This window comes from Pseudarthrobacter naphthalenicus, from assembly GCF_029076445.1.
Taxonomy (GTDB): Bacteria; Actinomycetota; Actinomycetes; order Actinomycetales; family Micrococcaceae; genus Arthrobacter; species Arthrobacter naphthalenicus.
Genome location: NZ_JARESG010000024.1, coordinates 1 through 25,869, shown reverse-complemented (window position 1 = coordinate 25,869; position 25,869 = coordinate 1). Strand labels below are relative to the sequence as shown.

25 protein-coding genes and 1 pseudogene are annotated in these 25,869 nt (G+C 66.4%); 10 read left to right on the top strand and 16 right to left on the bottom strand.

The window, feature by feature from the left end:
* Window positions 1–56: 56 nt before the first annotated feature.
* The 9 genes from PY310_RS18360 to PY310_RS18320 all read right to left on the bottom strand — a co-directional run bounded on the left by PY310_RS18360 (window position 57) and on the right by PY310_RS18320 (window position 9,697).
* Complete coding sequence (locus tag PY310_RS18360; protein ID WP_275215920.1) at window positions 57–1,571, bottom strand: aldehyde dehydrogenase; 1,515 nt, start codon at window positions 1,569–1,571, stop codon at window positions 57–59.
* Entirely contained in the window at window positions 1,568–2,338 is a 771-nt protein-coding gene (locus PY310_RS18355) for an HD domain-containing protein (RefSeq protein WP_275215918.1), read from the bottom strand. Before PY310_RS18355 ends, PY310_RS18360 begins: the two co-directional genes overlap by 4 nt.
* Window positions 2,339–2,377: 39 nt before the next feature.
* Window positions 2,378–3,694, bottom strand: coding sequence for an NAD(P)/FAD-dependent oxidoreductase (locus tag PY310_RS18350; protein ID WP_275215916.1), 1,317 nt, complete (start codon window positions 3,692–3,694; stop codon window positions 2,378–2,380).
* 2 nt (window positions 3,695–3,696) lie between these two features.
* Entirely contained in the window at window positions 3,697–4,017 is a 321-nt protein-coding gene (locus PY310_RS18345; protein WP_275215915.1) for a 2Fe-2S iron-sulfur cluster-binding protein, read from the bottom strand.
* A 58-nt stretch (window positions 4,018–4,075) separates the two neighbouring features.
* Window positions 4,076–4,873, bottom strand: a complete 798-nt coding sequence (locus tag PY310_RS18340; protein WP_275215914.1) for an SDR family NAD(P)-dependent oxidoreductase — start codon at window positions 4,871–4,873, stop codon at window positions 4,076–4,078.
* Complete coding sequence (locus PY310_RS18335) at window positions 4,866–6,734, bottom strand: PEP-utilizing enzyme (RefSeq protein ID WP_275215913.1); 1,869 nt, start codon at window positions 6,732–6,734, stop codon at window positions 4,866–4,868. The genes PY310_RS18340 and PY310_RS18335 overlap by 8 nt, the downstream gene beginning before the upstream one ends.
* A gap of 65 nt (window positions 6,735–6,799) precedes the next feature.
* Window positions 6,800–7,879, bottom strand: coding sequence for a PEP/pyruvate-binding domain-containing protein (locus PY310_RS18330; protein ID WP_275215912.1), 1,080 nt, complete (start codon window positions 7,877–7,879; stop codon window positions 6,800–6,802).
* A 5-nt stretch (window positions 7,880–7,884) separates the two neighbouring features.
* Complete coding sequence (locus tag PY310_RS18325; RefSeq protein WP_275215911.1) at window positions 7,885–9,162, bottom strand: cytochrome P450; 1,278 nt, start codon at window positions 9,160–9,162, stop codon at window positions 7,885–7,887.
* Between the two features lie 145 nt (window positions 9,163–9,307).
* Window positions 9,308–9,697 carry a hypothetical protein gene (locus tag PY310_RS18320; protein ID WP_275215910.1) on the bottom strand — a complete coding sequence of 130 codons (390 nt, stop codon included), beginning with the start codon at window positions 9,695–9,697 and terminating at the stop codon, window positions 9,308–9,310.
* Between the two features lie 205 nt (window positions 9,698–9,902).
* Here PY310_RS18320 and PY310_RS18315 point away from each other — a divergent pair, with 205 nt between their 5' ends.
* From PY310_RS18315 to PY310_RS18300, 4 genes are all read left to right on the top strand, one after another.
* Window positions 9,903–11,108 (top strand): MFS transporter, encoded by a 1,206-nt coding sequence (locus PY310_RS18315; protein ID WP_275215909.1) that lies wholly within the window; start codon window positions 9,903–9,905, stop codon window positions 11,106–11,108.
* A 140-nt stretch (window positions 11,109–11,248) separates the two neighbouring features.
* Window positions 11,249–11,395, top strand: coding sequence for a lmo0937 family membrane protein (locus PY310_RS18310; RefSeq protein WP_275215908.1), 147 nt, complete (start codon window positions 11,249–11,251; stop codon window positions 11,393–11,395).
* Between the two features lie 105 nt (window positions 11,396–11,500).
* Window positions 11,501–12,391 (top strand): helix-turn-helix transcriptional regulator, encoded by an 891-nt coding sequence (locus PY310_RS18305; RefSeq protein WP_275215907.1) that lies wholly within the window; start codon window positions 11,501–11,503, stop codon window positions 12,389–12,391.
* Window positions 12,392–12,568: 177 nt separating this feature from the next.
* The gene (locus PY310_RS18300; protein ID WP_275215906.1) at window positions 12,569–13,612 is read left to right on the top strand and encodes an NAD(P)-dependent alcohol dehydrogenase; all 1,044 of its coding nucleotides are present in this window, start codon (window positions 12,569–12,571) and stop codon (window positions 13,610–13,612) included.
* A gap of 86 nt (window positions 13,613–13,698) precedes the next feature.
* On the opposite strand, the gene PY310_RS18295 is transcribed toward PY310_RS18300, so the two are convergent.
* Window positions 13,699–14,493: an IclR family transcriptional regulator gene (locus PY310_RS18295; RefSeq protein WP_275215905.1), complete on the bottom strand. Its 795-nt coding sequence runs from the start codon at window positions 14,491–14,493 to the stop codon at window positions 13,699–13,701.
* A 48-nt stretch (window positions 14,494–14,541) separates the two neighbouring features.
* Window positions 14,542–15,288, bottom strand: a complete 747-nt coding sequence (locus tag PY310_RS18290) for an HD domain-containing protein (protein WP_275215904.1) — start codon at window positions 15,286–15,288, stop codon at window positions 14,542–14,544.
* Window positions 15,289–15,516: 228 nt separating this feature from the next.
* Here PY310_RS18290 and PY310_RS18285 point away from each other — a divergent pair, with 228 nt between their 5' ends.
* The gene (locus tag PY310_RS18285; RefSeq protein WP_275215903.1) at window positions 15,517–15,738 is read left to right on the top strand and encodes a hypothetical protein; all 222 of its coding nucleotides are present in this window, start codon (window positions 15,517–15,519) and stop codon (window positions 15,736–15,738) included.
* 98 nt (window positions 15,739–15,836) lie between these two features.
* Here PY310_RS18285 and PY310_RS18280 read toward each other — a convergent pair whose 3' ends face one another.
* The 4 genes from PY310_RS18280 to PY310_RS18265 form a co-directional block, all read right to left on the bottom strand.
* A complete protein-coding gene (locus PY310_RS18280; RefSeq protein WP_275215902.1) occupies window positions 15,837–17,597 on the bottom strand; it encodes an acetyl/propionyl/methylcrotonyl-CoA carboxylase subunit alpha in 1,761 nt (586 codons plus the stop codon).
* Window positions 17,597–19,327: a 5-oxoprolinase subunit B/C family protein gene (locus PY310_RS18275; protein WP_275215901.1), complete on the bottom strand. Its 1,731-nt coding sequence runs from the start codon at window positions 19,325–19,327 to the stop codon at window positions 17,597–17,599. The genes PY310_RS18280 and PY310_RS18275 overlap by 1 nt, the downstream gene beginning before the upstream one ends.
* Before the next feature lie 19 nt (window positions 19,328–19,346).
* Entirely contained in the window at window positions 19,347–20,699 is a 1,353-nt protein-coding gene (locus PY310_RS18270; protein ID WP_275215900.1) for an MFS transporter, read from the bottom strand.
* Window positions 20,700–20,777: 78 nt separating this feature from the next.
* The gene (locus PY310_RS18265) at window positions 20,778–21,536 is read right to left on the bottom strand and encodes a LamB/YcsF family protein (protein ID WP_275215899.1); all 759 of its coding nucleotides are present in this window, start codon (window positions 21,534–21,536) and stop codon (window positions 20,778–20,780) included.
* Between the two features lie 106 nt (window positions 21,537–21,642).
* Between PY310_RS18265 and PY310_RS18260 the strand changes: the two genes are divergently transcribed.
* The 4 genes from PY310_RS18260 to uraH all read left to right on the top strand — a co-directional run bounded on the left by PY310_RS18260 (window position 21,643) and on the right by uraH (window position 23,720).
* Window positions 21,643–22,335, top strand: coding sequence for a GntR family transcriptional regulator (locus PY310_RS18260; RefSeq protein WP_275215898.1), 693 nt, complete (start codon window positions 21,643–21,645; stop codon window positions 22,333–22,335).
* Between the two features lie 17 nt (window positions 22,336–22,352).
* A complete protein-coding gene (locus PY310_RS18255) occupies window positions 22,353–22,688 on the top strand; it encodes a hypothetical protein (protein WP_275215897.1) in 336 nt (111 codons plus the stop codon).
* A 196-nt stretch (window positions 22,689–22,884) separates the two neighbouring features.
* Entirely contained in the window at window positions 22,885–23,382 is a 498-nt protein-coding gene (gene uraD / locus PY310_RS18250; RefSeq protein WP_275215896.1) for a 2-oxo-4-hydroxy-4-carboxy-5-ureidoimidazoline decarboxylase, read from the top strand.
* Window positions 23,379–23,720, top strand: a complete 342-nt coding sequence (gene uraH / locus PY310_RS18245; protein ID WP_275215895.1) for a hydroxyisourate hydrolase — start codon at window positions 23,379–23,381, stop codon at window positions 23,718–23,720. Before uraD ends, uraH begins: the two co-directional genes overlap by 4 nt.
* 25 nt (window positions 23,721–23,745) lie before the next feature.
* On the opposite strand, the gene PY310_RS18240 is transcribed toward uraH, so the two are convergent.
* Window positions 23,746–24,510 carry an SDR family oxidoreductase gene (locus tag PY310_RS18240; protein WP_275215893.1) on the bottom strand — a complete coding sequence of 255 codons (765 nt, stop codon included), beginning with the start codon at window positions 24,508–24,510 and terminating at the stop codon, window positions 23,746–23,748.
* Between the two features lie 335 nt (window positions 24,511–24,845).
* Between PY310_RS18240 and PY310_RS18235 the strand changes: the two are divergent.
* A pseudogene (locus PY310_RS18235) lies at window positions 24,846–25,869 on the top strand (pyruvate dehydrogenase (acetyl-transferring), homodimeric type); the annotation flags it as partial.

Below are 25,869 nucleotides of genomic sequence, written 5' to 3'. Positions count from 1 at the left end.
CTTCGGTCCCGGGAGGCTTTCCAGGTGCCGGGCTTCCGGCACCCCGGCGGCCGGCCCTACACCTTCCGGTGGATCGACTTGTAGCTCAGGTAGGCGTTCAGCCCCTCGATCCCGTACTCCGTGCCGAGGCCGGAATCGTGCCGGCCGCCGAACGGTGCGGCGTGGTTGGAGGCGAAGAAGTTCAGGCCCACCGAACCCGTGTCCATGCGGTCAGCCACCGCGAGCGCGGCCTCGGGATCGGCCCCAAACACCAGGCCGCCCAGGCCGAACTCGGTGTTGTTGGCCAGGGCCACCGCTTCGTCAACGGTTTCGTATTTCAGGATGGTGATCACCGGCCCGAAGATCTCCTCGCGGGCGATCCGCATGTCCGGGGTGACGTCCGCGAACACGGTCGGCTCCACGAAGTAGCCGTTCTCCAGTCCGCCGGCCAACGATGCAGCCCGCCCGCCGGTGGTGGCCCGGGCGCCTTCGGCCAGCCCGGACTCCACATATTCGAGCACGGTCCGGTACTGCGACTCCGTGGCGCAGGGGCCGAACACCGTGTCAGGTTCCAGCGGGTCCCCCTGCTTCCCGGCGGCGATGGTGGCCGTGGCCATGTCCACCACCTCGTCGTAGCGGCTGGCGGGGGCCAGGATGCGGGTGGAGATGTAGCAGGTCTGTCCGGTGTTGCGCATGGAGGACTTGATCAGGACCTGGGACATGGCCTGCAGATCGGCGTCGGGCAGCACAATCGCGCTGGACTTTCCGCCCAGTTCCAGCGTGACCGGGCGCAGCAGCTCACCGCAGGCCGCGGCAATCTTCCGGCCCACCGGCGTCGAACCCGTGAACGCCACCTTGTCCACGCCGGGGTGCTTCACCAGCACATCCCCCAGCCGGCCGGAACCCGTCACCAGGTTCACGACGCCGGCCGGAACACCCGCCGCCACGACGGCGTCCATGATCACGCGGATGGACAGCGGGGTGGGCGACGCCGGCTTGATCACCACGGTGCAGCCGGCCAGCAGGGCCGGGGCGAGCTTGATGATCACCAGGTTAATGGGGAAGTTCCACGGCGCGATCAGCGCGCACACGCCCAGGGGGTCGCGCCGGACCACGGATTCGCCGCCGCCGCGCGGGAACGGCCGGATGTCCTCCCTCTCGAGGTACTCGGCGAGGGTGGCGAAGTAACGGAAAATGCTGGCAGCGTTGGCTGCCGCCCCGGCGGATTCGGCCACGGGCGAGCCGTTCTCCCGCGAGTTGATCAGGGACAGCTCCTCAGCGCGCTTCTCCACCTCCTCGGCAATCCGGAGCAGGTAGGCCGCGCGCTCGGACGGGGTCAGCCGGGGCCACGCCCCGCTGTCGGCGCTAAGGAACGCGCGCCGGGCGGAGCCGACGGCGGCATCCACGTCCTCCGGAGTTCCGTCCGGCACCGAGCCCCAGACTTCGCCTGTGGCGGGGTCGGTCACCGGGTTCCGGCCCTTTCCGTGCGACGGCTGCCAGGCGCCGTTGACGAAGATGGTGTCTACGTGCGTGTGCGGCAGCGAAAGTTCGGCCCGTGCGGCCAGCGACGGAGAGTGCGTGGTGGAGGTCATCGGATCACCGCCGTCTTGAGCAGGGCGTTGGAGCGGCTCAGGTCAGCCTCGGCCATGTCCGCCGCGGCCTGGGTGATGAGCTCGGGCACAATCTCGGTGGCCAGCCGGTCGGTGTACGTGGCCGGGTCCATGCCGAACCACGACGAAGCCAGTGCGATGCCGGCCTGGTCAAAACGCCACAGCCGGTCGGCGTCGCGCATCAGGGCATCCTCCAGGGAGCGGGCTACTGGCCGGGTGTCGTGCCCGTCGATGATCTCGCAGACCCGTTCCACGAACTCCGCCGAATATCCCAGCCCGGGCAGCACCCGGCGCGCCACGTTGCAGCCCTGGAGCTCATGTTCATAGCGGATGGCGGCTTTGCGCCAATCCCCGGCAAACCCTTCCGAGATGATCCTGGATTCGTCAACGTGCGCCCAGCCGGTGTCATGCAGCAGCGTGGCTACCCGCACCAGGTCAGCGTCGGCGTCCGGGTAGGCCCGGCACAGGCGCTCGGCGAAAGCCAGCGAAATGGGCAGGTGAATGTCATTGCCGCGGGTCCGAGTCTCGTGCACCACGGCTTTCCACAGCGCGTCCAGCTCCTCAACGGCTGCCGGCGTGGTGCTGATGGGAGCGGTGTCCACCGGGCCCGGCGCCGGGATGGGGCGGATGCTGTACTCAGCGGCGAACGCGTCGCCCAGTGCGTCCGCGGGTTCCGTGGCGGTAACGGCGCCGATATCCGCGCCGGGGGCGGGGTCCACCGCGGCGACCGGAGTCTTGGGGGTGCTCATAATGCTCCTTCGGGTGGGCCAACCTACTGTCTAAGGCAGTCAGCTGTCCGTGGTGATGGTCTTAAGTTGGGTGGCGGGATCCGCCGCAGCGTCCGCCGGGATGTTCCGGCCCTTCGCCAGCGCGTTCTTCACGGCCATAAAATCCAGCGGGGCATTGACGCAGTCCGCGGCGATGATCCGGCCCTGGCGGTAGTAGAGGACGCTGAATTTTCCGCGTTCCTCATCGCGCCGGATCACCGTCTGGTCATAGCCGTTGCACAGGCCCGCGATCTGCAGCTTGAGGTCCGCCTGGTTGGACCAGAACCACGGGATGCCGGCGTATTCCTCGCGCCGGCCGGTGAGCGAGTAGGCGGCCACTTTGGCATGCTCGATGGCGTTGTTGACGCTTTCCAGCCGGATCCGCTCCCCGGGCTCCGAGCCGGGAACCGGGTTGGGCATGTTGGCCACGTCCCCCACGGCCACGGTGGTGCCGTCCGAGGCCAGCGCGAAGCGGTCCACCACCACGCCGTTGTCCACGGCCAGGCCAAGCTGTTCGGCCAGCTGGGTGTTGGGGATGACGCCGATGCCGACCAGCACAATCTGCGCCGGCAGTACCGTGCCGTCCTGAAGCTCGACGGCGGCAACTGACGTCTGTTCCTTGCCTGCGGCGGTGGTTGGCAGAAAGCGCGCCGCACTGGTGTTAAGGCGGATGTCCAAACCCCGGGCGCGGTGCGCCTGCAGGAAATACTCGGCCGTCTCCTCCCCCACGGCCCGGCCCACCAGCCGCGGCCCGAATTCGAGCACGGTGACGTTCTTCCCCATTTTCTGCAGGCTTGATGCGGCCTCGAGCCCGATGAACCCGCCGCCGATCACCACCACATCCGTGGCATCGCCTACCCGGGCCTTCAGCGCCAGGGCGTCGTCGGCGTTGCGCAGGTAGAGCACCCCGTCCAGGTCCCCGCCCTCGATGTCCAGCTTCCGGGCGCGGGCACCCACGGTAAGGGCCAGCCGTTTGAAGGGGAATTCCCGGCCGGAGGAGGCGTGCGCCACCCCGGAACCATCCGGCTCCTTGTCGATCCGGACAATGAATTCGCCTTTGACCAGCTCCACGTTGTGCTCGGCCCAGTAGTCGTTGGAGCGGAAAATGAGGGATTCGCTCTCCACCGTGCCCTGCAGGAACTCCTTGGACAGCGCCGGCCGCTGGTAGGGGCGGTGGTCCTCGTCGCCGAGAAGCGTGATGTGTTCGTCAAAACCCAGGGCCCGGAGCGAGACCGCGAGCTGGACGCCCGACTGGCTCGCACCGATGATCAGGAGCCCGGTCCGCGTGGGGACCTGGCCGGGGGCCTCTGCCGCCTGTTCAACTGCTTGCGCACCCACGGCTACACCTGGGTTTCCGGGGTGGTGACGAAGAGTTCGAGCTCCTCGGTGAGGCGCAGCTGGCAGGAGAGCCGGGAGTTGTCCTCGCGGTCCACGGCGGTGCCGTAAAGCATCTCATCCTCCATGTCCTCCATGGGCGGAAGCTGCGAAACGCAGTCTTCCCGGACAAAGACGTGGCAGGTGGCGCAGGACAGCGAGCCGCCGCATTCGGCCACGATGCCGGGAACGCCGTTGCGCACCGCGGTTTCCATGACCGAGTCGCCCACGTTGCCTTCGACGTCGCGGACAGCGCCTTCTGCATCGGTGAAGTGAACCGTTGGCATTGGTCCTCCTTGGGGGTTGAAGTTGGTTGGGGTGGAGTGGACGGTCAGCCAGGCAGCGTCAGATGAACTGCCGGCCGCCGTCCACCACCATGGTCTGGCCGGTGTAGTACGAACTGTCCGGCCCGGCGAGGAACAGCGCAGCTCCCACAATGTCCTCCGGCTGGCTGGCCCGTTTGATGGCGCCGCGGTCCACGCCGTAGTTTTCGGCGTTTTCCATCAGTCCGTAGCTGGCCTCGGTGAGGGTGAAGCCGGGGGCGATCGCGTTCACCGTGATCCCCCGGCGGCCCAGTTCCTTGGCCATGACCCGGGTCAGGGCCACTACGCCGCCCTTGGAGGCGACGTAGTGCAGCCATTGTTCGGAGCCGCTGAAGATCGTGGCACTGGAGAGGTTGATGACGCGCCCGCCTTCGGGCAGGTAGGGGCTCGCGGCACGGGTCATGAGCCAGGGGCCCTTGAGGTTGACGTTCATCACCAGGTCCCATTCGGCCGGATCAATGTCCTCGAACCGGGTGCGGGTCACCGTGGCGTACACCGCGGCGTTGTTGATCACGACGTCGATGCTTCCGTTGCCGAAGTCCGCGCAGCTTTTCGCGAGGTTCTCCGTGGAGTCCACGCTGGTGACGTCCGCGGCGAATGCCGCCGCTTCCGCGCCCAGTTCGCGGACGAGCTTGGCCGTCTGTTCGGCACCTTCGAGGTTGATGTCCGCCACCGCCACGCGGTACCCCCGGCCGGCGAAGCCGAGCGCGAACGCCCGGCCCAGCCCGCCAGCGGCACCGGTGATCAGCACAGTGCGTCCCAACTCCGCGTCCATGCCCGGCTCGGCATATTCCGGATGAGGCATATTGAGATCAGACATGGCTGTGGCTGTGGGCGCCGGGGCCGGTGACCAGCAGGTCGTCCTCGGCGTCGAGGATCTGGACGGTGCCCTTCGTCCCGTCGACGCGCAGCCGCTGCCCGGTCTTGATGGTGGTGGAGGCCGAGCCCGTCCCGGTCACGGCCGGCAGGCCGTACTCCCGGCAGGCGATGGCGGCGTGGCTCATCATGCCGCCGATGTCGGTGACCGTGGCCTTGATCTTGCCGAAGATCGGCCCCCAGGACGGTGCGGTCACGGTGGCCACCAGGATCTCGCCCTGCTGGACCTCGGAGAGCTGGTCCGCGTCGGTGACCACGCGGGCCAGTCCTTCCACCACTCCGGGGGATGCGGCCATGCCGCGCAGTCCGCCGCCTTCCACCGCTTCGCCGGCACCCAGCCACTGCTGGACCTGCTCGGTGGTGATGCCCCAGAGCATGCGGGTGAAGGGTTCGGTGATGATTTCCGGCGGAGTGTTCAGGGCGGGCGCGGGACGGGCGGTCTTGAGCGCGTCCACGATGCCGCGGCGGCGTTCGATTTCCTCCGGCCAGTAGTCGGGGCCGATGGGCTTGGCGCCGACGCCCCAGCCCGTGACCAGGTCAAAGAGTGCATCGCGGACCTCGTTGCGGCCCAGGTAGAGCAGATCGTCCGGTTCTGTCCAGAAGCCCTCAGCGTGCATCATGCGGGAGAGCTCGCGGATCTTGCGCCAGAAGACGCCCATGGTCCAGTGCTCGATGTAGAAGTTGTGGTTTTCGACGTAGGGGTAGGCGGTGGCGGCGAGGCCGCGCTTGGCGTCGAAGAGCGCCTGGTTTTCGCCTTCGAGCAAGTCCCGGTATTCCTCGATGATGCGGTCGCGTTCGGCGATGAGGGCTTCGACGGGGCGCATGATGTCCTGGCCCTCGTCCACCCGGCGGATATAGTCCGCGATGTAGCCCAGCGGGATTTCCTGATGCTCGTTCCAGTACTTGTCGTGGCCGTAGAAGCCGTTGCCCACGGTGAAGTTGAACCACGGGTCCTTGGCGGCTTCGTACTGGGCGATCCAGCGGTCCCCGCCGGAAGCGGAAGCGATGGCACCCAGGGTGGCGTCGACGTCGTCCGTGTTGTTGAAGTGAGCCTGCAGCCCGAGTTCCACGGCAAGCTTCGCCAGGGCCTTCAGCTCGTCATCCGGGCGGAACAGTTCCATGTCCACGCCCTGCACCATGGTGGCGATGGACTGGTCAGGGACGTTGGGGAAGACCTGCTTGCAGAAGTTGAAAAAGTCCAGGTACGCGATGTAGCCCAGGTTCAGGAACTCGAAGTGGTACTGCCAGTTCTGGTAGGCCAGCTGGATGAGGCGGTCATAGCTTTCCAGCAGCTTTTCGGAACCGTCCTTGCCCTTGCCGGAGGTGATGTCCTCCATGGGCACGATGTCCGGGAGCTTCGGGAAGGAGATGGTTTCCATCTCCGCGATGGTGCCCTTGACCTTGACGTGCCATTCCCTCAGGAGCCGGTCCCAGTTCTGGAAGTAGTAGCCCACGCGCTCTTCGAACAAAGGCACCCGGGCGGCGATCTGGTCCTCCGGCACCGGGATGGGTGACATGTAGAGGTAGCCGAGGTGGACGCGGAACTCGATGCCGTTGGCGTTGGGGATCATCAGGTGCCGGGCGTTGTACTGGCCCAGGCACTTGACCGCGAACTCGCCGCCGATGGTTTCGAAGGGCTTGTAGACAGTGGGCCAGTGCTGGCTGTCGCAGAACCAGAATTTGGCGTCCTCCTGCTCCTTCAGCTTGTCCTGGAACACGAGGTAATAGGGGTAGATCTTTTCCCAGCCCTCGGCGCCGGCGGGAACCGCGAGCTCGGAGGGTTTGGGGAAGGACTTCAGGGACATGGCGGTCCTTTCAGGAGGGCTCGGCAGTGAGCCTGGGTGGGTGAAGCCTTGCTGTTTTGCTGCGTTTAGGCTGACGGCTTGAGGCTGCCGGCGCTGATTCCGCTGAAGTAGCCGCCGGAGACCACGGGCTGCGGGGCGGTTTGCGGTGCCGGCTTGGAGGAGTGGACGGTCTCGGGGCGGGACTGGAGCAGCAGCAGGTTCTCGCCGTCGGGGAGGTCCGCGTCGAGGGCCCATTCGATGTCCTGCGGGCACTTGTAGTGCTTCTCGGCGCGCTTGGCCATCTGCGCGACGGCGGTGAGTTCCCCATCGGTGAGGCTGCGGCGGCCGCGGCGTTCGTCGTCGACCTCGCGTTCCACGAGGCACTTGGCGCCCGTGTCCGGAACCAGCTCGGCGTGCTTGTCGCCGAGGTGTTCGGTGACGACGGCGAGCGTGACCTTGTCCAGCACGATGTTGTCCGGCGTGACCTGGCCGGAGACCACCATTTCGCCCACCCCGTAGGAGGAATCGATGGTGATCTTGGAGCGGTCCCCGTTGGTGGGATCCATGGTGATCGCGACGCCGGAAACCCGGGAGTTGACCATCTTCTGGACGACGACGGCCATGGACAGGCCCTCGTTCGGGATGTTGTTCTTCAGCCGGTAAATGATGGCCCGGGAGGTGAACAGTGAGGCCCAGCACTGGCGGATGTGCTCGGTGACTGCCTTGACGCCGTCGAGCCACAGGTAGGTGTCCTGCTGCCCGGCGAAGGAAGCGTCGGGCAGGTCCTCGGCGGTCGCGCTGGACCGGACTGCCACCGGAACGGGCGCGTCGAAGCGGTTCATCAGGGATTCGTAGGCACTGATGGTCAGCTCACGCATGGCCGGCGGGACGGGCCGGGAGCAGATGTCCTCGCGGATGGTGGCGGATACCTTGTCCACCTGGGCCATGTCCTCGGGATCGAGGCCGGCAAGGAGCCGGTGGGTCTCCTCGGTGATGCCGGCTTCGTCCATAAACGCATCGAACTGTGCGGTGGTGACGACGAAGCCGGGCGGGACGGGCATGCCGGCCGAGGTCATGGTGACCAGGGATGCGCCCTTGCCGCCGAGGTTTTCGAGTTTCGGCTCAATGCCGCCGTCGAAAAACTGGATGTATTCATTGCTGTGCATGGTGGTTAGGCCTTCCAGCTGACAGGAACGGTCTCGGGGACGCGGAAGGAGAGGTTCTCGCGGAAGGCGATGCCGTCCGGATTGTCGAGCTGCAGGTCCGGGGCAAGCCGGGCCACTTCCTCAAGCGCGATCTTGGCCTGGAGCTTGGCGAGCATGTTGCCCAGGCAGTAGTGGATGCCGAAGCCGAACGAGAGGTGCTCGCGGGCGTTGGGGCGGGTGATGTCGAAGTCCTCGCCGGCTTCGAACTTGCTTTCGTCCCGGTTGGCCGAGCCCATCAGGAGCAGCAACTGGGAGCCTTCCTGGATGGCGACGCCGCCCACTTCGGTGTCCTTCAGGGCCTTGCGGCGCCAGCCGACGATGGAGCCCGCGTAGCGGAGGACCTCGTCGATGGCGGCGGGGATCTTCTTGGGGTCCGCCACCAGCTGCTGCCACTGCTCCGGGCGCGCCAGCAGTTCACGCAGGGCGTTGGAGATCAGGGTGGTGGTGGTTTCGTGGCCGGCGAAGAGCAGGCTGTAAAGGACGGACGCGATCTCATGGTCCGAGATTTCAGCGCCTTCCTGCTGCGCTTTGACCAGGTCGCCGGTGAGGTTGTCGCCGCCCTGCTCGTGTGCCACGCGGACCAGGCGGAGGCATTCCTGCCAGTACTCCACCAGGTTGTGGGCGTGCGGGATCTGTTCCTCATCGGTCAGGTCGCCCCAGGTCATGGCGGCCCGGGAATCGGACCAGCGCTTAAAAGTGTCAACCTGGGAGACGTCCGCGCCGATAAGGGTCAGGATGGTGATGGTGGGGACGTCGTAGGCGAGGTCCTTGACGAGATCGCCGCGGCGTTCGGGGCGGGCGAGCATCTTCTCGATGAGTGTGACAACGTTTTCGCGGATGAACGGTTCCAGCGCCTTGTAACGGCGCGGCGTGAAGGCTTTCTGGACCACGGCGCGGATGCGGGTGTGCTCCGGCGGACGGCGCGCGGAGAGGCCCGAGTAGGCGGTGAAGCCGCCGTCCTCCATGATCTTCCTGGCAGCGGCTCCGCGTTCACGGACGGGGGCCTGGGCGTTTTCACTGGAGAAGGTTTCCCAGTCTTCGAATACGGCCTTGATGTCGTCGTAGCGGGAAACAACGTACAGGCCAACGCGTTCATCGAACATGACAGGCTGTTCTGCCCGCAGCTCAGCGTAGGCGGTGAAGGGATCCTTCATCTGGAACGGCTCGTAGCCGTGGTGCCCGGTGGGGGCTTCGGCGCCGTACCCGAAGGGACAGCGGCCAGCCGTTTCTGTCGACGATGACATCTTGACTCCTGGTGACTTGGCTCCGCCCGGCACCGTCAGGGTGGCCGGGGGTTCTTAGTGACCAGTGTGGTCCACATCACCGCGGCGTGGATACACTCGCCTTCCACTGGACGGAAGTGACCTGACCCGGCGGAAACTTCTCCCCCTAAGGAGTTGTGCCGTGGCGGGCCACGTCCTGCTGCACCTCCCGGAAGGAGCCATCCGCGTTGAAGCCCAGCGCGAGGTGGGTCTTGCGCAGCCAGCGGCCGAAGATGAAGCCCGCAACGCAGTACAGGACAAAGAAAACAGCAAAGACCACGATCCCGGCGTCCGTTCCGGAGCGGTAATCGGCATAGCGGGGATGGCCCGGCGCGATGTCTCCCTGGATCAACGGCAGGACGCGCCCGGCTAAGTACAGGGCAGTAACTGCCAGCGGACCGCCGAGCAGGTATCCAATGCAACCATTTCCGCGTTTGCGGATCGTGGCGTAGCGCGCAAACTGCCGCTGCCACTGCTCCCGGTCCGCTACGAGCAGGACCGCTGTCTTGTTATCCATGTGTCTCCCAGATGTGGCGCGTGCTGAGAAAAGCATAGGCGTGGCCACGGGGCTCACCCGCCTCCGGCACCGGGGAACGGGGAGTTCGGGACGACTTGCGGTATGTTGGCGGCAAATCGAAAAGCCTGGTCTGCTTTGATCTGACCGGGCGGAATCGGACGGGTGCAATGGGCGCCCTACCCCCAAAGGATGGAAGAAACGCACGATGACCGGTGCAACCAGGAAGGCGTCGGACCGCTCTGTCAGGTTCGGTTTCGCCTTCATCGGCCTTCTGCTCATCGCAGTCAACCTTCGGGTGTCCTTTGTCAGCGTGGGACCGGTCCTCGCAAACATCAGCAGCGACCTGCAGTTATCCGGCGCCGCAGCAGGGTTCCTCACAGGCCTGCCGCTCATTGCGTTTGCAGTCTTTTCGCCGGTGGCGCCCGCCTTCGCTTCCCGCCTGGGACTGGACCGGGCACTGTGGCTTTCCCTGCTGTTCCTCGCCGCGGGCATCGTGCTCCGCTCCTTGCCGGTGCCCGGCTTCATCTGGGCAGGCACCGCACTGATCGGCCTGGCCATTGCCTTTCTCAACGTCCTGGTGCCCTCGCTCGTTAAGCGGGACTTCCCGATGCGGGTCAGCCAGGTCACGGGCAGCTACACCGCCACCCAGGCGGCCTTCGCCGCAATCGGGGCCGCCGTCGTCGTCCCTGTCGCGCAGACGTCCCCGGCAGGCTGGCGGCTTGCCCTCGGAATCTGGGTGGGACTGGCCCTCCTTGCCATGGCGGTGCTTTTGCCGTGGCTGCGCCGGCACACGACGGGCGCCGCGCACGCCGCCCGGCAGGAGGTCTCCTACCGGTCGCCCTGGGCGTCAGCCCTGGGCTGGCAGGTGACAGCCTTCATGGGGCTGCAGTCGATCGCCTTCTACGTCCTCATGGCGTGGCTGCCCACCATCGAACAAAGCCGCGGCGTCCCGGCCACGACTGCCGGTATCCATCTGTCCATCTTCCTGCTCATCAGCGTCTTTGCCAGCCTCGCCGCAGGCGGAATCCTCCACCGGGGTTCGGACCAGCGGCTCGTGTCCTTTGTCAGCGGCGCCCTGACGTTCGTCACGTTCCTCGGGCTGGCCATTGCGCCGGACCTCATTCTGCTGTGGGTCCTGCTGGGGGCAATCGGCTGCGGCAGCCTCATTGTCATTGCGCTGTCGCTGTTCAGCCTCCGGACCGTGAATTACCCGCAGGCAGCGTCTTTGTCCGGCATGGCACAGTCCGTTGGCTACGCCCTCGCGGCGGCGGGGCCGGTGATGTTCGGCGGCCTTCGGGATGTCAGCGGAGACTGGACGCTTCCGCTCCTTGTCACTGCGGGCCTCATGGCGGTTCTCGCAGTGATGGGCATTCTTGCCGGGCGTGACCGGGTGATCAGCGGGCGGGTTTGACTCACAAATTTTATGTAGCCTACTTAGTGTTTCGCCGTATCCAGTAGCCATTTTCTGAAATATGGTGATTATCACCACGCGATACCGAGTGGGTGTTAGGCCGGGTCAGTGCCCGGCCAAGCGAAACCAAGGAGAGTCCCATGTTGCTTTGGATAGCCATCATCATCGCAGTTCTCTGGCTTTTGGGCCTGCTTGCCAATATCGGCGGCGGCCTTATTCACATACTTCTGGTTGTTGCAGTGGTTGTGCTGATCTTCCATTTCATTCAAGGCAGGTCCCGGGTCTGACTGCGAATCCTCGTTTCGCCGTTGCGGGCCCCGGACCACGGGAGCCCGCAACAAGGCACCAGCAGAACCTCCCACGCCGATCAGGGTTCCCCGTAACGAAGTCCCATGGATAACCGAGCAGAGGTACGGCAGTTCCTGTCCTCCCGCCGTGCCCGCATCACCCCGGAACAGGCAGGCCTGGAACCCTACGGCGGCCGGCGCCGCGTCCCCGGACTGCGGCGCGAAGAAGTCGCACGCCTCGCGGGCGTCAGCGTGGAGTACTACACCCGCCTCGAACGGGGGAACCTCGCGGGCGTCTCGGACAGCGTCCTCGACTCGATCGCCGGCGCGCTGGAACTGGACCGCGCCGAGCATGATCACCTCTACGACCTGGCACGCACGGCCGCGACCTCCGGCCGCAAGCGCAGCCCGGCAAACACCACAGGCCGCGGGGTCCGTCCCGTGCTGCAGCACCTGCTGGATGCCATCACCGGCGCACCCGCGTTCATCGGCAACAACCGGCTGGACATCGTGGCCGCCAACACCCTGGGCTACGCCCTCTACGCTGACATGTACCGCGGTGCGACGCGGCCGGGGAACCACTCGCGGTTCATCTTCCTGGACCCGCGGTCGCACAACTTCTATACCGACTGGAACAGCGCCGCCAGCGCCAATGTGGCCATCCTCCGCCGCGAAGCAGGCCGCAATCCGCATGACAAGGGAATCGCCGAACTCGTGGGCGAACTCTCCATGCGCAGCGACGACTTCCGCACCCGCTGGGCAGCGCACAATGTCAGACGCCACTACTCCGGCACCAAGTTGTTTCAGCACCCGGTGGTGGGGCTCCTGGAACTGGACTACCAGGTCCTGGAACTGGACGAGGACCCCGGCCACACCCTGACGGTCTACCCCGCCGTGCCCGGCAGCCCCTCGGAGGAAGCCCTCAAACTCCTCGCCTCCTGGGCCGCCACGGAAAACATCGTGCAGACCGCAAAGATGCCAGCCCGGAACCTGTAAGGCGCCAGGTACGGGTTCACCGAGGGGGGCCCTGCCAGTACCCCTCAAGGCAGGGCCTCCCTCAGAACTGCCGGATGCGCTTTGATGGAAGAGTGCCCGCTCGGCGCCACCCGCCCGCGGCCACGAACTCCAGCAGCTCCATCCGAAAGCTGTCTGCCCCTCTCAATAGGAGAAATATTGCTTATCGCTCATGCCTACGCTGCCCCGTCCGCTGACGGAGATCTCGTCCCCACCACCATCGAACGCCGCGACGTCGGCCCGCACGATGTTCTGATCGAGATCAAATTTGCCGGCATCTGCCACTCGGACATCCACACCGTCCGCGGTGAGTGGGGACCCCAGCAGTACCCGCTGGTTCCCGGCCACGAGATTGCCGGCATCGTCACCGAGGTCGGCACCGCCGTCACCAAGCACTCCGTCGGCGACCGCGTCGGCGTCGGCTGCATGGTCAATTCCTGCGGCGAATGCGTCAACTGCAAGAAGGGCGAGGAGCAGTACTGCCTCGCCGGAAACACCGGCACCTACGGCGCCGTGGACCGCGACGGCACCATCACCCAGGGCGGCTACTCCACCCACGTCGTCGTCACCGAAAACTTCGTGGTCAGCATCCCCGAAGGCATAGAGCTCGACGTCGCCGCTCCCCTTTTGTGCGCGGGCGTCACCACGTACTCCCCCTTGCGGCACTGGGGTGCCGGTCCCGGCAAGAAGGTCGCCGTCGTCGGCCTCGGCGGGCTCGGCCACATGGCCGTCAAGCTCGCGCACGCCATGGGCGCTGAGGTCAGTGTCCTGTCGCAGTCGCTGAAAAAGCAGGAGGACGGACTGAAGCTGGGAGCGGACCACTACTACGCCACCAGCGACGAGGCCACTTTCACGGACCTGGCGGGCAGCTTCGACCTGATCATCAACACGGTCAGCGCCTCGATCGACATCAGCTCCTACCTGCAGCTGCTGTCCCTCGACGGTGCCATGGTGAACGTCGGCGCCCCGGCCGAGCCGCTTCCCGTGAACGCATTTGCCCTCATCGGCGGCCGCCGCTCCTTCGCCGGTTCCATGATCGGCGGCATCCGCGAGACCCAGGAAATGCTCGACTTCTGCGCCGAGCACCACCTGGGCGCCGAGATCGAGGTCATCCCGGCCGGCAAGATCAACGAAGCGTACGAACGAGTCCTCGCTTCGGACGTCCGCTACCGCTTCGTGATTGATACGTCGACGCTCTCGTAATCGACGAAGTTTCACCGCTCAATACAGGCAGCCCCGGGACCACGTCCTGGGGCTGCCTGGGTTAACTGGCACCGCCTGCAAGCGGTTCAGGGCCGCGGGCCGCGGTGCACGCCGATCAGCGTCTCCAGCGGAATCCGTGCGGTGGCCCGCTCAATCTGGGCGGAGATCCCCTTCAGGACCGGAAGATGCCGGGTCATGGTGGACGCGTACGAGCTGGGCAGCACCAGGCCGAGACCGGCACCGATGCGTCCCGTATGGAACACGGGGACGGCGATGGAACACGAGCCCAGCCGCACTTCCTCCAGGGTGGTGGCGTAACCCTGCGCCCGGATCTGGGCCAGCTCCTCGGCGAACTTCCGGGGGTCGATGTGGGTGTGGGCGGTGGGCCGTTCGAGGTCCCGGTTCAGGTAGGCGTCGCGGACCCAGTCGTCCTCGAACGCCAGGATGACCTTCCCGACGGCGGTGGCGTGCATTGGGAGCCGTCCTCCCACCCGGGAGGCCCGGGGCACGCGTTTCGAGCCGTAAACGCGGTCAATGTAGAGGACTTCGTGCCCGGCCCGGACCGCCAGATGTGCGGTCTCGCCGGTTAAGGAGAACAGGTCCTGAACGTAGGGCTGGGCGGCGTCCCGCAGCTGGCGTCCGGTGTTCTGGGCGAGCTCCCACAGCCGGATGCCCAGCTGGTAGCGTCCGTTCGGCTCGCGGGAGAGGAAGCCCCAGTCCGTCAGTTCATTGACCAGCCGGTGCGTCGTACTGAGCGGCAACCCGGATTTCTCCGCGATATCGGTCAGGCTCAGGGCGCCGCGGGAGGTCTCAAAGGCCTCCAGTATGGCCAGCACCTTGGACGTCACTGTGCGTCCGGGCTCGCGGCTGCCGCCGGCCATGGGGACCTCCTCGTTTCCGGACGCGCCTGTCAGTGTCCGGATTCGAGTCTAGATGGAGGCGCGGCCGTCGTCCCCGCCGGAGGTCGTGCCAGCGTTCTGTCCGGCACTCGGTCCGGCCTTGAGCAGTTGTTGGCGCTGCGGCCACGCGGTGACCGACTCCAGCGCCGACAGCGCCCGTGCCATGGCTTTGGCTTCGTCCGTGAACAGGTGGCCGTGCACGCGTTGGCTGCACAGCCGGAGCGCCTGCCCCCGGTCCAGGCCGAACCAGTCCATCACCGTGTCGATGCCGTGTGGGCTGAGCCGCCACGTTTTGTCGGCGTCCTTGACGATGGCGTCCTCGATGGAGAGTGCTTCACGGCGGGAGTCGTGACCGTCAATGATGGCCAGAATCGCCGGGATTTTCGCGGCATCGTAGCCGGACTTCCCGAGAAGCTCCGCCCCGAGCCTGGCGCCCTCTTTCTCATGCAGCAGCACCAGGTCCGGCCTGCCGCCTCCCGGCGCGATGGCCGCCAGGACCTCCGACGGCGGCACCTGGGACCAGCCGATGTCGTGCAGCATGATCGCGGGAAGCACGACGGCGGCATCCGCTTCGGGGTGCGCGTCCAGCAGTGCGCTGGCCAGGCCGAAGGCGTACAGCGTGTGGGCGTCATTGTTCCGCACGTCAAGAAACGGCGCCGCCAGCTCCCACAGGGCAGCAAGATGAGGAGCCAGGGTGATGACACCATCGGGCTCCGCCTCGATTCCTGCCGTGACATCCGTTCCAAAGTGGTTGGCCGTTGCCTGCAACTTGGTCATGCTGCAACCTTGTTCCGTCACGGCCACGGTGGCAACCGAAGCTCCCACTCAGCGGAAGCATTCTGCCCCCATTCCGGCCACAAAAAATCAGTCCGAAAAACTCCCCGCGCGCCCACAGCTGGGATAGCGTAGCCACTATGGCGCCGGGGCACTGTGGGCGGCATGGCAATCCGGAGCATTCCGCGCCTGGATTGCCGACTGCAAGGTTCGTTCGAGCAAAGGATGATCATGGCCGTTTCAATTGAGCTTGGCAAGAAACTCGACAAGGACTACGAGGGCAAGAGCCTGAAGGAAATCCTTGATGCCCCGCCCTCCGCGCTGGCCGGCCTGACGGAGAAGCACGACGAACTCCTCGCCGGAATGGGCATCAAGACCGTCAAGGACCTCGGCAGCAACAAGTACTTTGCCCTGGCCGGTGTCCTGGTGGCATTGTCCAACCACACCGACTAAGACTTTCACAGCATCAGCAGGAGTCCGGCCGGATGTTTCCCGGCCGGACTTTCCTTTTCCGCTTGGCGCGGGAGTTTCCGATGAGCGCGGGACCCTGTCTATTCGATCAGCGCCAACACGGCCCCCGCGCCGACAACACCGCCGGCTTTAGCCCGCACGTCCGTCAGCGTCCCGCCACGGTGCGCGGCAACCTGGGTCTCCATCTTCATGGCCTCCAGCACAACCACCGGATCCCCGGCGGCCACTTCGGCGCCCGGCTCCACCAGCCACTTCACGACGGTCCCCGCCATGCCCGCCCGCAGCTCGCCGGGACGGGCGGCACCCGCCTCGGCGCCGCCGTCGTGCTCCCCTTCCACCGAAACGCCGGCCGGAACGCCGGCACCGGACCTCGCCCAGCCGTCCAACAGGGCGGCGGGAAGCCCGACGGCGAGGCGCCGGCCATCGACCTCGACGGTGATGGTGCGCCGCGCACCGTCCGGGACGGACGTGCCGAACTCCGGATCCGCCGCGATGGAGTCCGCGAAGTCCGTCTCGATCCAGCGCGTGTGGATCCCCAAAGCGGTTTCCGACGTGAAGTCCGGCGCCGCCACCACGGCGCGGTGAAAGGGCAGGACGGTGGCCACGCCGGTGATTTCCATTTCTGCGAGGGCCCGGCGGGCCCGGCGGAGCGCCTGCGGCCTGTCCGCGCCGGTGACGATCAGCTTGGCCAGCAGCGAATCGAACTGCGGCGCCACGATGGATCCGGACCGGACGCCGGAATCCAGCCGGATGCCGGGACCGGTGGGGCCGCTGAACGTGGCGATGGTTCCGGGCGAGGGCAGGAAGCCGCGGCCCACATCCTCTGCGTTGAGCCGGAATTCGAATGAATGGCCGCGCGGTTCCGGATCAGTGGTGAGGCGAAGGGGCTCGCCCGCAGCGATCCGGAACTGCTCCTGCACCAGGTCCACGCCGGTGGTCTCTTCAGTGATGGGGTGCTCCACCTGCAGCCGCGTGTTCACCTCAAGGAACGCGACGGTGCCGTCGGCGGCCACCAGGAATTCCACCGTCCCGGCCCCCGCGTAGGAGGCTTCGCGGCAGACTGCCTTGGCGGCGTCGTAAATTTGCCGGGTCTGTTCCCCGGACAGGAAAGGCGCGGGCGCCTCCTCCACTAGTTTCTGGTGCCGGCGCTGCAGCGAGCAGTCGCGCGTACCCACCACCACCACGTTGCCGTGCTGGTCCGCCAGCACCTGTGCTTCCACGTGCCGCGGCCGGTCCAGGTAACGCTCCACGAAGCATTCGCCGCGGCCGAAAGCCACCACGGCTTCCCGGACCGCGGAGTCGAAGGACTCCTCGATCTGGTCCATTTCGCGGACTACTTTCAGCCCGCGGCCGCCGCCGCCGAAGGCTGCTTTGATGGCGACAGGCAGGCCGTGTTCTTCGGCGAAGGCCCGCGCTTCCGCGGCGGAGGCCACCGGACCGTCGCTGCCGGCAACCAGCGGGGCGCCGGCCCGGACGGCGATCTCGCGGGCCGTAATCTTGTTGCCCAGCTGCCGGATGGCCTCCGGGCCGGGGCCGATCCAGGTCAGGCCGGCGTCCAGGACCGCTTGGGCGAAATCCGCGTTCTCGGACAGGAAGCCGTAGCCGGGGTGAACGGCGTCCGCGCCGGACTTCGCCGCCACGCGCAGGAGGTTGGGGATGCTCAGGTAAGTGTCCGACGGCGCGTTGCCGCCCAGGCTGTAGGCCTCCGTGGCGGCGGAAACGTGCATGGCATCGGCGTCCACGTCCGCGTAGACGGCCACGGATTCGAGCCCGGCGTCCTCGCAGGCACGGGCAATGCGGACGGCGATTTCTCCGCGGTTGGCGATCAGGACCTTACGCATCAGTTACTCACTTTGTCTGGGGAATCTGTTGAGGGGGAATCTGTTGTCTGCGAAGCGTTGGCCCGTTCGGAGGAGGTATCGGCGGCCGGTCCGTGGCCGGGAGCCCAGCGGAACCGGATCCGGCCCCCGATGGGAATCTGCGCGGCGAGATCCAGCTGGTGGTCCACCACCACACCGATCACGGGGTAGCCGCCGGTGATGGGGTGGTCCGCCAGGAACAGCACGGGCTGGCCTTCGGGCGGAATCTGGACGGCGCCGGCCACGGTTCCTTCACTGGCCAGCTCCCCCTCCCGGCTCCGGCGCAGCGGCTCACCGGCCAGGCGCATGCCCACCCGGTTGGAGCGGGGCGTCACCGCCCAGTCCTGGCTGCACAGCGACTCGAGCGCGGCGGTGTCGAACCAGTCGTCCCGGGGTCCGGGTACGAGGTCCAGCACCGTCACGCCGCCGTCCGGAAAGTCGGGCTGCAGTTCGGGATTGCCCACCACGTTGGAGGACGTGGCGGCACCGGCTGCCAGCAGCTGCCCGGCGGCCAGCGGTGCGGGCCCAATCCCGGACATGGTGTCCGTGGACCGGCTGCCGAGCACCGCCTCGGCAACCACACCGCCACGGATGGCGAGGTAGCTGCGGAAGCCGCTCTCCGGCGGCCCCACTGTGAGGATTTCGCCGTCCAGCAGGGCGAAGGCGGTGGCCATGGGCACCTCGCGCACCTGTTCCGCGTCCTGGCTGTCCGTGCCGTTCGCATCGGAAACGTTCGACGGCGTCAGAACAGTCAGTGCCGATGGTGCGCCGGTGACGGCCAGCACCTGGTCCCCCGCAGCCTGCACGCGCAGCCCGCCGGCAACGGTTTCGACGACGGCGGCATTGGGCTGGTTGCCCACGATCCGGTTCGCGCGGCGCAGGGAGGACCGGTCCAGCGCGCCGGCGGCGGACACGCCCAGCCCGGCGTGGCCGGGGCGGCCCAGGTCCTCGATCAGGCTCTGCAGGCCCGGGGACAGGATCCGGAGGCCGGACTGAAGCGAAGGATCGGTAACCGCGGGCCCTTCCGAGCCAGACGGAGCCTCAGGATCCGGAACTTCCACGAGTTCCCGGACGGCCCGGAACTGCACCCGGTCACCGGGCGCGGCCAGCGCCGGCTGCTCGCGGCTGAGGTCCCACATCCGTGCGGCGGTGCGGCCGATCAGCTGCCAGCCGCCCGGGGATTTCCGCGGGTAGACGGCGGAGTAGTTGCCGGCCAGGGCCACGGAACCAGCGGGCACGTCGGTCCGTGGGGAGTTGCGGCGCGGGACTTCCAGGGACTGGTTCTCCCCCACCATGTAGCCGAACCCGGGGGCGAAGCCGCCGAAGGCAACGGTCCAGATCTGCCCGGTGTGGGCGGCCACCACTCCGTCCGCCCCCAGGCCGGTGAGGCGGCCGACTTCGGCGAGGTCCTCGCCGTCGTACACGGTATCGATGGTGACCAGCTTTCCCTCCGCATGGGACTGGGCCGTCAGGTCCAGCTCCAGCAGCAGCGAAGCCATCCGGCGCGCAGCGGCCGGTGAGTCCGCCCTGACCATCACCGTTTCAGCGGCGGCCAGGACGTCCACCTGGCCCGGCAGCGGCTGCTCCAGCAGGAGGGCCTGCAGGGCCAGCACATCGTGGAGCCCGGAGAGTTCGGCGAGCACCGCCGTCGTACCCACCGGCCTGACGGACAAAACGCGGGCTGCTGTGGCGGGGTTGCTGACGGTTTCCATGGGAATCCGGCCGTGCCGCTCAGGCGTGGCTGCCGTGGGCGTTGTCAGTGTGGAGCAGGCGGAGGTCCGCTTCCGGCTGCGGGTCACGGCCGAGGCGCATGCCCACGATGGTGACGACGGCGGTGAGCGCGATGTAGCCGGCGATCAGGTACCAGCCGCCGTTGGCCGCGCCGTAGAGGGCGGTGAAGATCAGCGGAGCCACGGCGCCGCCGATCACGCCGGCCAGGGTGTAGGCCAGTGAACTGCCGGCGTAGCGCAGACGGGCCGGGAACTGTTCGGTGATGAAGGCTGCCTGCGGGCCGTACATAAAGGCGTGCAGGGCCAGGCCGATCACCACACCGAGGGTCAGCATCAGCACGGACCTGCCCGCGATCATCAGGAAGAACAGCGGAATGTAGACTGCCGTTGCCGCGGCGGCAATGCCGTAGACCCAGCGGCGGTTGAAGCGGTCCGTGAGGGCGCCCGCAGCCGGGATCAGGAAGAGCTGGAACGCGGAACCGATAAGGATGGCGGCCAGCACGTTGCCGGTGGTCATGCCCAGTTCCTTGGTGGCGTAGACGGCCACGAACACGGTGAACAGGGCATAGAGGACGTCCGGGCAGAGGCGGGAAAGTGCGGCGGAGATCAGGGCCTTGGGTTCGGTGGTGAAGACCTCCTTGATGGGCGCCTTGGGGCGCTCACCGTGTGCCTGGATGGCCTTGAAGACCGGGGTTTCCTCGAGCCGGAGACGGATCAGCAGGCCAAAGCCCACCAGGATTGCCGAGGCGAGGAAGGCCACGCGCCAGCCCCAGGACAGGAAGGCCTCATTGCTGAGCGATGCCGCCAGGACGGCCAGGACACCGTTGGCCATCAGGTTGCCGGCGGGCGGCCCGATCTGGGCCGCGGAGGACCAGAACCCGCGCTTGTTGGGGTCGCCGAATTCGCTGGACAGCAGTACCGCGCCGCCCCATTCGCCGCCGACGCCGATGCCCTGGGCAAGGCGCAGCAGAACCAGGATGACGGGGGCCGCGACGCCGATGACGGAGTAGTCCGGCAGCGCACCGATCAGGACGGTGGCGAGGCCGATCAGCACCAGGGTGAAGACCAGGACGTACTTGCGGCCCACTTTGTCGCCGAGGCGGCCGAAGATGACGCCGCCGATCGGGCGGGCGAGGTAGCCCACTGCGAAGGCGGAGAAGGACAGCAGGAGCCCCACGAATTCGTCGTTGGAGGGAAAGAAGATCTTGGGGAACACGAGGGCGGATGCGACCGAGTAGATGGCGAAATCGTAGTACTCGAGCGAGGTGCCGGTGAGGCTGGCGACGTACGCCTTGAGGGCGCCGCGCGGCGGTTTCCTGGATGCCGGCTTCGCTGCCTTGTTGGTGCTGGTCATGGGGTTCCTCCGGGGGTGAGGGTGGCTTGGTTGATGCGGTGACTGCCAGGCTGTGCGGTTCAGGCTGGACGTTTCGGGTTAGGCGAACGGGCTGATGCCGATGCCGGCGTCGCCGAGTGCGGACTTCACGGCCGCGGCCATGGCTACGGCCCCGGGTGAGTCACCATGCACGCAGATGCTTTCCGCGCGGAGTTTCAGGATGGAACCGTCGATGGTCCTGACCGATCCCTCGGTTGCCATCCTTAATACATGCTCCGCCACTTCGGCCGTGTCGTGAAGCACCGCGCCCGGGGCCGAGCGGGAGACGAGCGTTCCGTCCGGGTTGTAGGCCCGGTCAGCGAATGCTTCGCTGACCGCCCGCAGTCCGGCCTTCTCTGCCAGCCGCAAGACTTCAGAACCGGGCAGGCCCATGATCGGCAGGCCGGGGTCAACGGCTTTCACGGCGTCGACGACGGCCTGCGCCTGGGCGCTGTGGGTGACAATGGCGTTGTAGAGGCCACCGTGCGGCTTCACATACCGGACCCGTGCTCCCTCAACTGCTGCGAGAGCCTGCAGTGCCCCGATCTGGTAGACGACGTCGTCGGCCAGTTCGCCGGGGCTGATGTCCAGGAAGCGGCGGCCGAAACCGGCGAGGTCCCGGTAGCTGACATGGGCGCCGATGACGACTCCCGCGGCCGCCGCGGCCCGGCAGGTCCGGCGGATGACGCCGGGATCGCCGGCGTGGAAGCCGCAGGCCACGTTGGCGCTCGACACGGAGCCGAACATCGCTGCGTCGTCGCCCAGGGTCCAGCGTCCGAAAGACTCGCCGACGTCGCTGTTCAGGTCGATGGTTGTCATGTGTGATCCCCGTCTCATGGAGTGGTGTTACCAGAATGCACTAAATTTCAGGATTGTTCAACAATTCTTCGATTCAACGATGTGACGATCATGTAAATTCACAGGTATGGCCACACCTGACCCCGCACTCCGCACCGCCGCACCCCGCCTCCGCGTGGCCGTTCCGTCCGTGGCCGAGCGGGTGGCGGATGAACTTCGCCTGCAGCTGGCTGAAGGGGCCCTGCTTCCCGGCGCGCGGCTCACCGAATCCACCATCGCGGAGGACCTGGGCGTTTCCCGGAACACGGTCCGCGAGGCCTTTGCCGAACTCGCCAGCGAACGGCTGGTGGTCCGCCAGCCCAACCGGGGCGTCTTTGTGGCAAGCCTGGGAGCAGGGGATATCCATGACGTCTACACCGTCCGGCGCGCCATCGAGGTCAGCGCCCTGCGGGGCGGCGGAAGCCCGGAGGCCGTGGCCGCCGTCCGCGCCGCCGTCGAGGAAGGCAAACGGGCCGCGGCCGCAGGCGACGAGGAAGCCCTGGGCAGCGCCAACCAGCACTTCCATGGCGCCATAGTTGCCCTGGCGGGAAGCCGGCGGCTGAACAGCATGATGGCGCAGGTCCTGGCCGAGATGCGGCTGTTCTTCCACAAGGCCACCGTCGACGGGCAGTTCTATCACCACTACCTCCGGGACAACGAGGCGATCTGCGTTGCGCTGGAAGCCGGCGAACTGGACCGCGCGGCAGAGCTCCTGCTGGCGTACCTGGACCGTTCCGAGGACAACCTGGCTGACGTGCACGGGGAAGCCGGCACCGGCTGAGCCGTTAGGCTGGACGGATGAATCGCCGCCATGCAGCCCTGTCCACCCTCCCCCTGATTCTCCTTGTGGCCGGCTGTGGTTCGGTGCAGGAAGCGGCCGGAAGCGCCGCGAATGAGGCCGCCTCCAAGGTGGCCACCGCCGCCACGGACAGTGTCCGCAAGCAGGTCTGCGCCGTGGTGGAGGACGGGCTGGTCAGCGCATCGGACAAGGCGCTGCTGGGCGGGCTGGTCTCCGCCGCTGATGCCGCCGGCGTCCCCGCAGAAATTACGACGCCGCTGGGCGAGATTGCGGAAGCGGGCGACCAGGTGCCGGCCGACTCAGTCAACGCACTGACAAAAGCGTGCTCGGCTTAGTTGCCGTTCTGACTTCGGCTTAATTGCCGTTCTGTTAGCTGCCTACGGCGCTACTTCACTTTTACTGTGACGGCCGCCGCTTTTAGGCACGCCCCCGAGAGGTTGACACGGACAGACTCCTAAGCTTCACTACTACGTAATGGAATTTCAATTTCATATGATGAAATTCGTCTCGAGTTAAGCCAAAGGGAATGTGATGTTTCTCGAAGAGTTCAACAAGTCCACCCGTTCTGACATCGTCGCTGCGCTGCGGCCCTGTCTAGACATAGCGAGGTGGATCGAGGAGATTACCGACGCTCGGCCATTCTCATCCAGGGACGACCTGCTCCTCCGCGCCCGTGACGCAGCTTCCCCGTTCACAGCGGAGGAAGTGGAGCGTGCACTGTCTCACCACCCGCGGATAGGCGAACGCGCAGAAGGAAACAGTTCCGAGGCGCGGCTCTCACGGGCTGAACAAGAAGCCCTCGGCGCTGCCCCGGCGACCGTTATGGCCGCAATCCTGGAAGGGAACCGGAACTACGAAGAGAAGTTCGGACAGGTCTTCCTGATCCGGGCTGCGGGCCGCAGCAAGGAAGACATTCTGGATGCCCTCCAGGCGAGGCTCTCCAACACGCCGGACCAGGAACAGTCCGTAATCCAGCAGCAGCTGCGTGAAATCGCAGTGCACAGACTTGAAGGAATGATCAACGAGTGACAATTTCACATGTAACCACCCACATTCTCGACACCGCTACAGGAAAGCCGGCGGCGGGGGTGCCAGTCAGCCTGCACGCCCTGGTCGATGGTTCATGGTCTGAGATCGGCGCTGCGCAGACTGATTCCGACGGGCGAGTGAAGGAAGTCGGCCCCGAAGTCCTGGCCTCCGGAACGTACCGGCTGAAGTTCACCACTGCAGAGTACTTCGCGGCACGGAACACCCCGGCCTTCTTCCCCGAGGTCGTACTCACCTTCACGGTGGACACGAATGAGCCGCACTACCATATCCCCCTGCTGTTGAGCCCCTTTTCGTTTTCGAGCTACCGCGGGAGCTGAGCAGTCCGCGCACTGGGGCGAACGGCTACCCGCGTCCGATGAACGGCATTCCCGACGCCGTGACCACCATGGATCCGACGCTGGCGGAAGCCGGCATCCGGGCCATTAGCAGGACAGCGCGTGCCGCGTCCTCCACCGGGAAGGTGGGCTCCACTTTGCGGCTCCCGTCGGCCTGGACGGCCCCGGACCCGACACCGATGTGGTCCATCAGCTCGGTGGCGGTGTTGCCGATGTCGATCTGGCCGCAGGTGATGCCGAAGCCTCGCCCGTCCAGGTCGATGCTCTTGGTCAGTCCGGTCAGGGCGTGCTTGGTGACGGTGTAGGCAACAGTCCGGGGACGCGGCGAATGCGCGGCGATCGATCCGTTGTTGATGATCCGCCCGCCCTGCGGGGACTGGGCCTTCATGGCCCGCACCGCGGCCGCGGCACAGAGCATGGCTCCGGTCAGGTTCACAGCCAGCGTCGCCTCCCAGTCCGGCAGGCTGACTTCGTCCACCGAGGCGGCGGGGCCGAAAACGCCGGCATTGTTGAACAGCACGTCCACCCTCCCCCATTGCCGGACCGCAGTGGCGAAAAGCCGCTCCACGTCGTGTGGGTCCGTGACATCGCAGGGAACGGCAAGGGCATTCGGATGCCCACCCGAGGTTTCAAGCAGCTGGGGCTCCCGCCGGCCAGCCAGGATTACCCGGAAGCCGTCTTCCAGCATGAGCCGGGCGACAGCACGGCCGATCCCGGATCCGGCTCCGGTGACAACTGCGATTTTTAGGTCTGGTTCTTGGGCATTAAGCACTGGTTCTCCTTGGGGCGGGGCCAGGACTGAGCCGCCGGTGAAGAGCCTACGGGCAACAATCCCGGGTGTCAGCTAACGGATTGTTCGGGCAGTCATAATCCGTTGATAACGCGGCAGGAGCTCAGGGAGACCACGCTTGTAGACGCTTCCGACAGGCCGGATACGCTGGTCAAGGCTAGTTTTGAGGCGGTTGGACCGGTTCCCCGCATAAATCGGGCCGCCGGTCTTGGCTGGGCTTGAAGCCGGGCAATTCCGCCGCCGGGAGGTGTTCATCTATTCTCGAAAGACAAGAAATCTTTCTCGCATTGCGAAAAAGAACACTCGAATATTCAACGATGAAACGAGGCTTGGACGTGGCTGCAGGAGAAGATACCTCCCATATCCTCAGCGGGTTGACTAACCAGCTGCCTGATCGTGATCCGGAAGAGACCGCTGAATGGGTTGAGTCCCTGGACGCGCTGATCAGGGAACAGGGCACTGAGCGTGCCCAATACATCATGCGGAGCCTGCTGCAGCGCGCTGGCGCGCAGAGTGTCGGGGTTCCGATGGTGACCACCACGGACTACGTGAACACCATTCCCGTGGACCAGGAAGCGGAGTTCCCCGGCAACGAGGAGTTCGAGCGCCGGTACCGGGCGTATATGCGCTGGAACGCTGCGATCATGGTGCACCGGGCGCAGAAGGCGAGCATCGGCGTCGGCGGGCATATTTCCACCTACGCCGGGGCGGCGACCCTGTACGAGGTGGGCTTCAACCATTTCTTCCGCGGCAAGGACCACCCCGGCGGCGGGGACCAGGTCTTCTTCCAGGGCCACGCGTCCCCGGGCATGTACGCCCGGGCGTTCATGGAGGGCCGGCTGACCGAGGAGGACCTGGACGGGTTCCGGCAGGAGAAGTCCAAGGAGGGCCACGCCCTGTCCTCCTACCCGCACCCGCGGCTGATGCCGGAGTTCTGGGAATTCCCCACCGTGTCCATGGGTATTGGTCCGATGAACGCGATCTACCAGGCCCAGTCCAACCGGTACCTGCATAACCGCGGCCTGAAGGACACCTCGGACCAGCAGGTCTGGGCGTTCCTGGGCGACGGGGAAATGGACGAGCCCGAGTCCCGCGGCCTGCTCCAGCTCGCCGCGAACGAGAACCTGGACAACCTGAACTTCGTGATCAACTGCAACCTCCAGCGCCTGGACGGGCCGGTGCGCGGCAACGGCAAGATCATGCAGGAACTCGAGGCGTTCTTCCGCGGCGCGGGCTGGAACGTGATCAAGGTGGTCTGGGGCCGGGAGTGGGATGACCTGCTCGCCAAGGACACCGACGGGTCGCTCGTGAAGGTCATGAACGAGACCGTCGACGGGGACT

What these genes read in the sequence shown, in the direction of transcription:
- PY310_RS18290 (WP_275215904.1), bottom strand. Translation starts at nt 15,288, where the DNA reads ATGACCAAGTTGCAGGCAACGGCCAACCACTTTGGAACGGATGTCACG.
- PY310_RS18360 (WP_275215920.1), bottom strand. Translation starts at nt 1,571, where the DNA reads ATGACCTCCACCACGCACTCTCCGTCGCTGGCCGCACGGGCCGAACTT.
- PY310_RS18270 (WP_275215900.1), bottom strand. Translation starts at nt 20,699, where the DNA reads ATGACCAGCACCAACAAGGCAGCGAAGCCGGCATCCAGGAAACCGCCG.
- PY310_RS18310 (WP_275215908.1), top strand. Translation starts at nt 11,249, where the DNA reads ATGTTGCTTTGGATAGCCATCATCATCGCAGTTCTCTGGCTTTTGGGC.
- PY310_RS18345 (WP_275215915.1), bottom strand. Translation starts at nt 4,017, where the DNA reads ATGCCAACGGTTCACTTCACCGATGCAGAAGGCGCTGTCCGCGACGTC.
- PY310_RS18295 (WP_275215905.1), bottom strand. Translation starts at nt 14,493, where the DNA reads ATGGCCGGCGGCAGCCGCGAGCCCGGACGCACAGTGACGTCCAAGGTG.
- uraD (WP_275215896.1), top strand. Translation starts at nt 22,885, where the DNA reads ATGTTTCTCGAAGAGTTCAACAAGTCCACCCGTTCTGACATCGTCGCT.
- PY310_RS18275 (WP_275215901.1), bottom strand. Translation starts at nt 19,327, where the DNA reads ATGGAAACCGTCAGCAACCCCGCCACAGCAGCCCGCGTTTTGTCCGTC.
- PY310_RS18255 (WP_275215897.1), top strand. Translation starts at nt 22,353, where the DNA reads ATGAATCGCCGCCATGCAGCCCTGTCCACCCTCCCCCTGATTCTCCTT.
- PY310_RS18325 (WP_275215911.1), bottom strand. Translation starts at nt 9,162, where the DNA reads ATGTCATCGTCGACAGAAACGGCTGGCCGCTGTCCCTTCGGGTACGGC.
- PY310_RS18355 (WP_275215918.1), bottom strand. Translation starts at nt 2,338, where the DNA reads ATGAGCACCCCCAAGACTCCGGTCGCCGCGGTGGACCCCGCCCCCGGC.
- PY310_RS18335 (WP_275215913.1), bottom strand. Translation starts at nt 6,734, where the DNA reads ATGTCCCTGAAGTCCTTCCCCAAACCCTCCGAGCTCGCGGTTCCCGCC.
- PY310_RS18340 (WP_275215914.1), bottom strand. Translation starts at nt 4,873, where the DNA reads ATGTCTGATCTCAATATGCCTCATCCGGAATATGCCGAGCCGGGCATG.
- PY310_RS18305 (WP_275215907.1), top strand. Translation starts at nt 11,501, where the DNA reads ATGGATAACCGAGCAGAGGTACGGCAGTTCCTGTCCTCCCGCCGTGCC.
- PY310_RS18320 (WP_275215910.1), bottom strand. Translation starts at nt 9,697, where the DNA reads ATGGATAACAAGACAGCGGTCCTGCTCGTAGCGGACCGGGAGCAGTGG.
- PY310_RS18315 (WP_275215909.1), top strand. Translation starts at nt 9,903, where the DNA reads ATGACCGGTGCAACCAGGAAGGCGTCGGACCGCTCTGTCAGGTTCGGT.
- PY310_RS18285 (WP_275215903.1), top strand. Translation starts at nt 15,517, where the DNA reads ATGGCCGTTTCAATTGAGCTTGGCAAGAAACTCGACAAGGACTACGAG.
- PY310_RS18260 (WP_275215898.1), top strand. Translation starts at nt 21,643, where the DNA reads ATGGCCACACCTGACCCCGCACTCCGCACCGCCGCACCCCGCCTCCGC.
- PY310_RS18280 (WP_275215902.1), bottom strand. Translation starts at nt 17,597, where the DNA reads ATGCGTAAGGTCCTGATCGCCAACCGCGGAGAAATCGCCGTCCGCATT.
- PY310_RS18330 (WP_275215912.1), bottom strand. Translation starts at nt 7,879, where the DNA reads ATGCACAGCAATGAATACATCCAGTTTTTCGACGGCGGCATTGAGCCG.
- PY310_RS18265 (WP_275215899.1), bottom strand. Translation starts at nt 21,536, where the DNA reads ATGACAACCATCGACCTGAACAGCGACGTCGGCGAGTCTTTCGGACGC.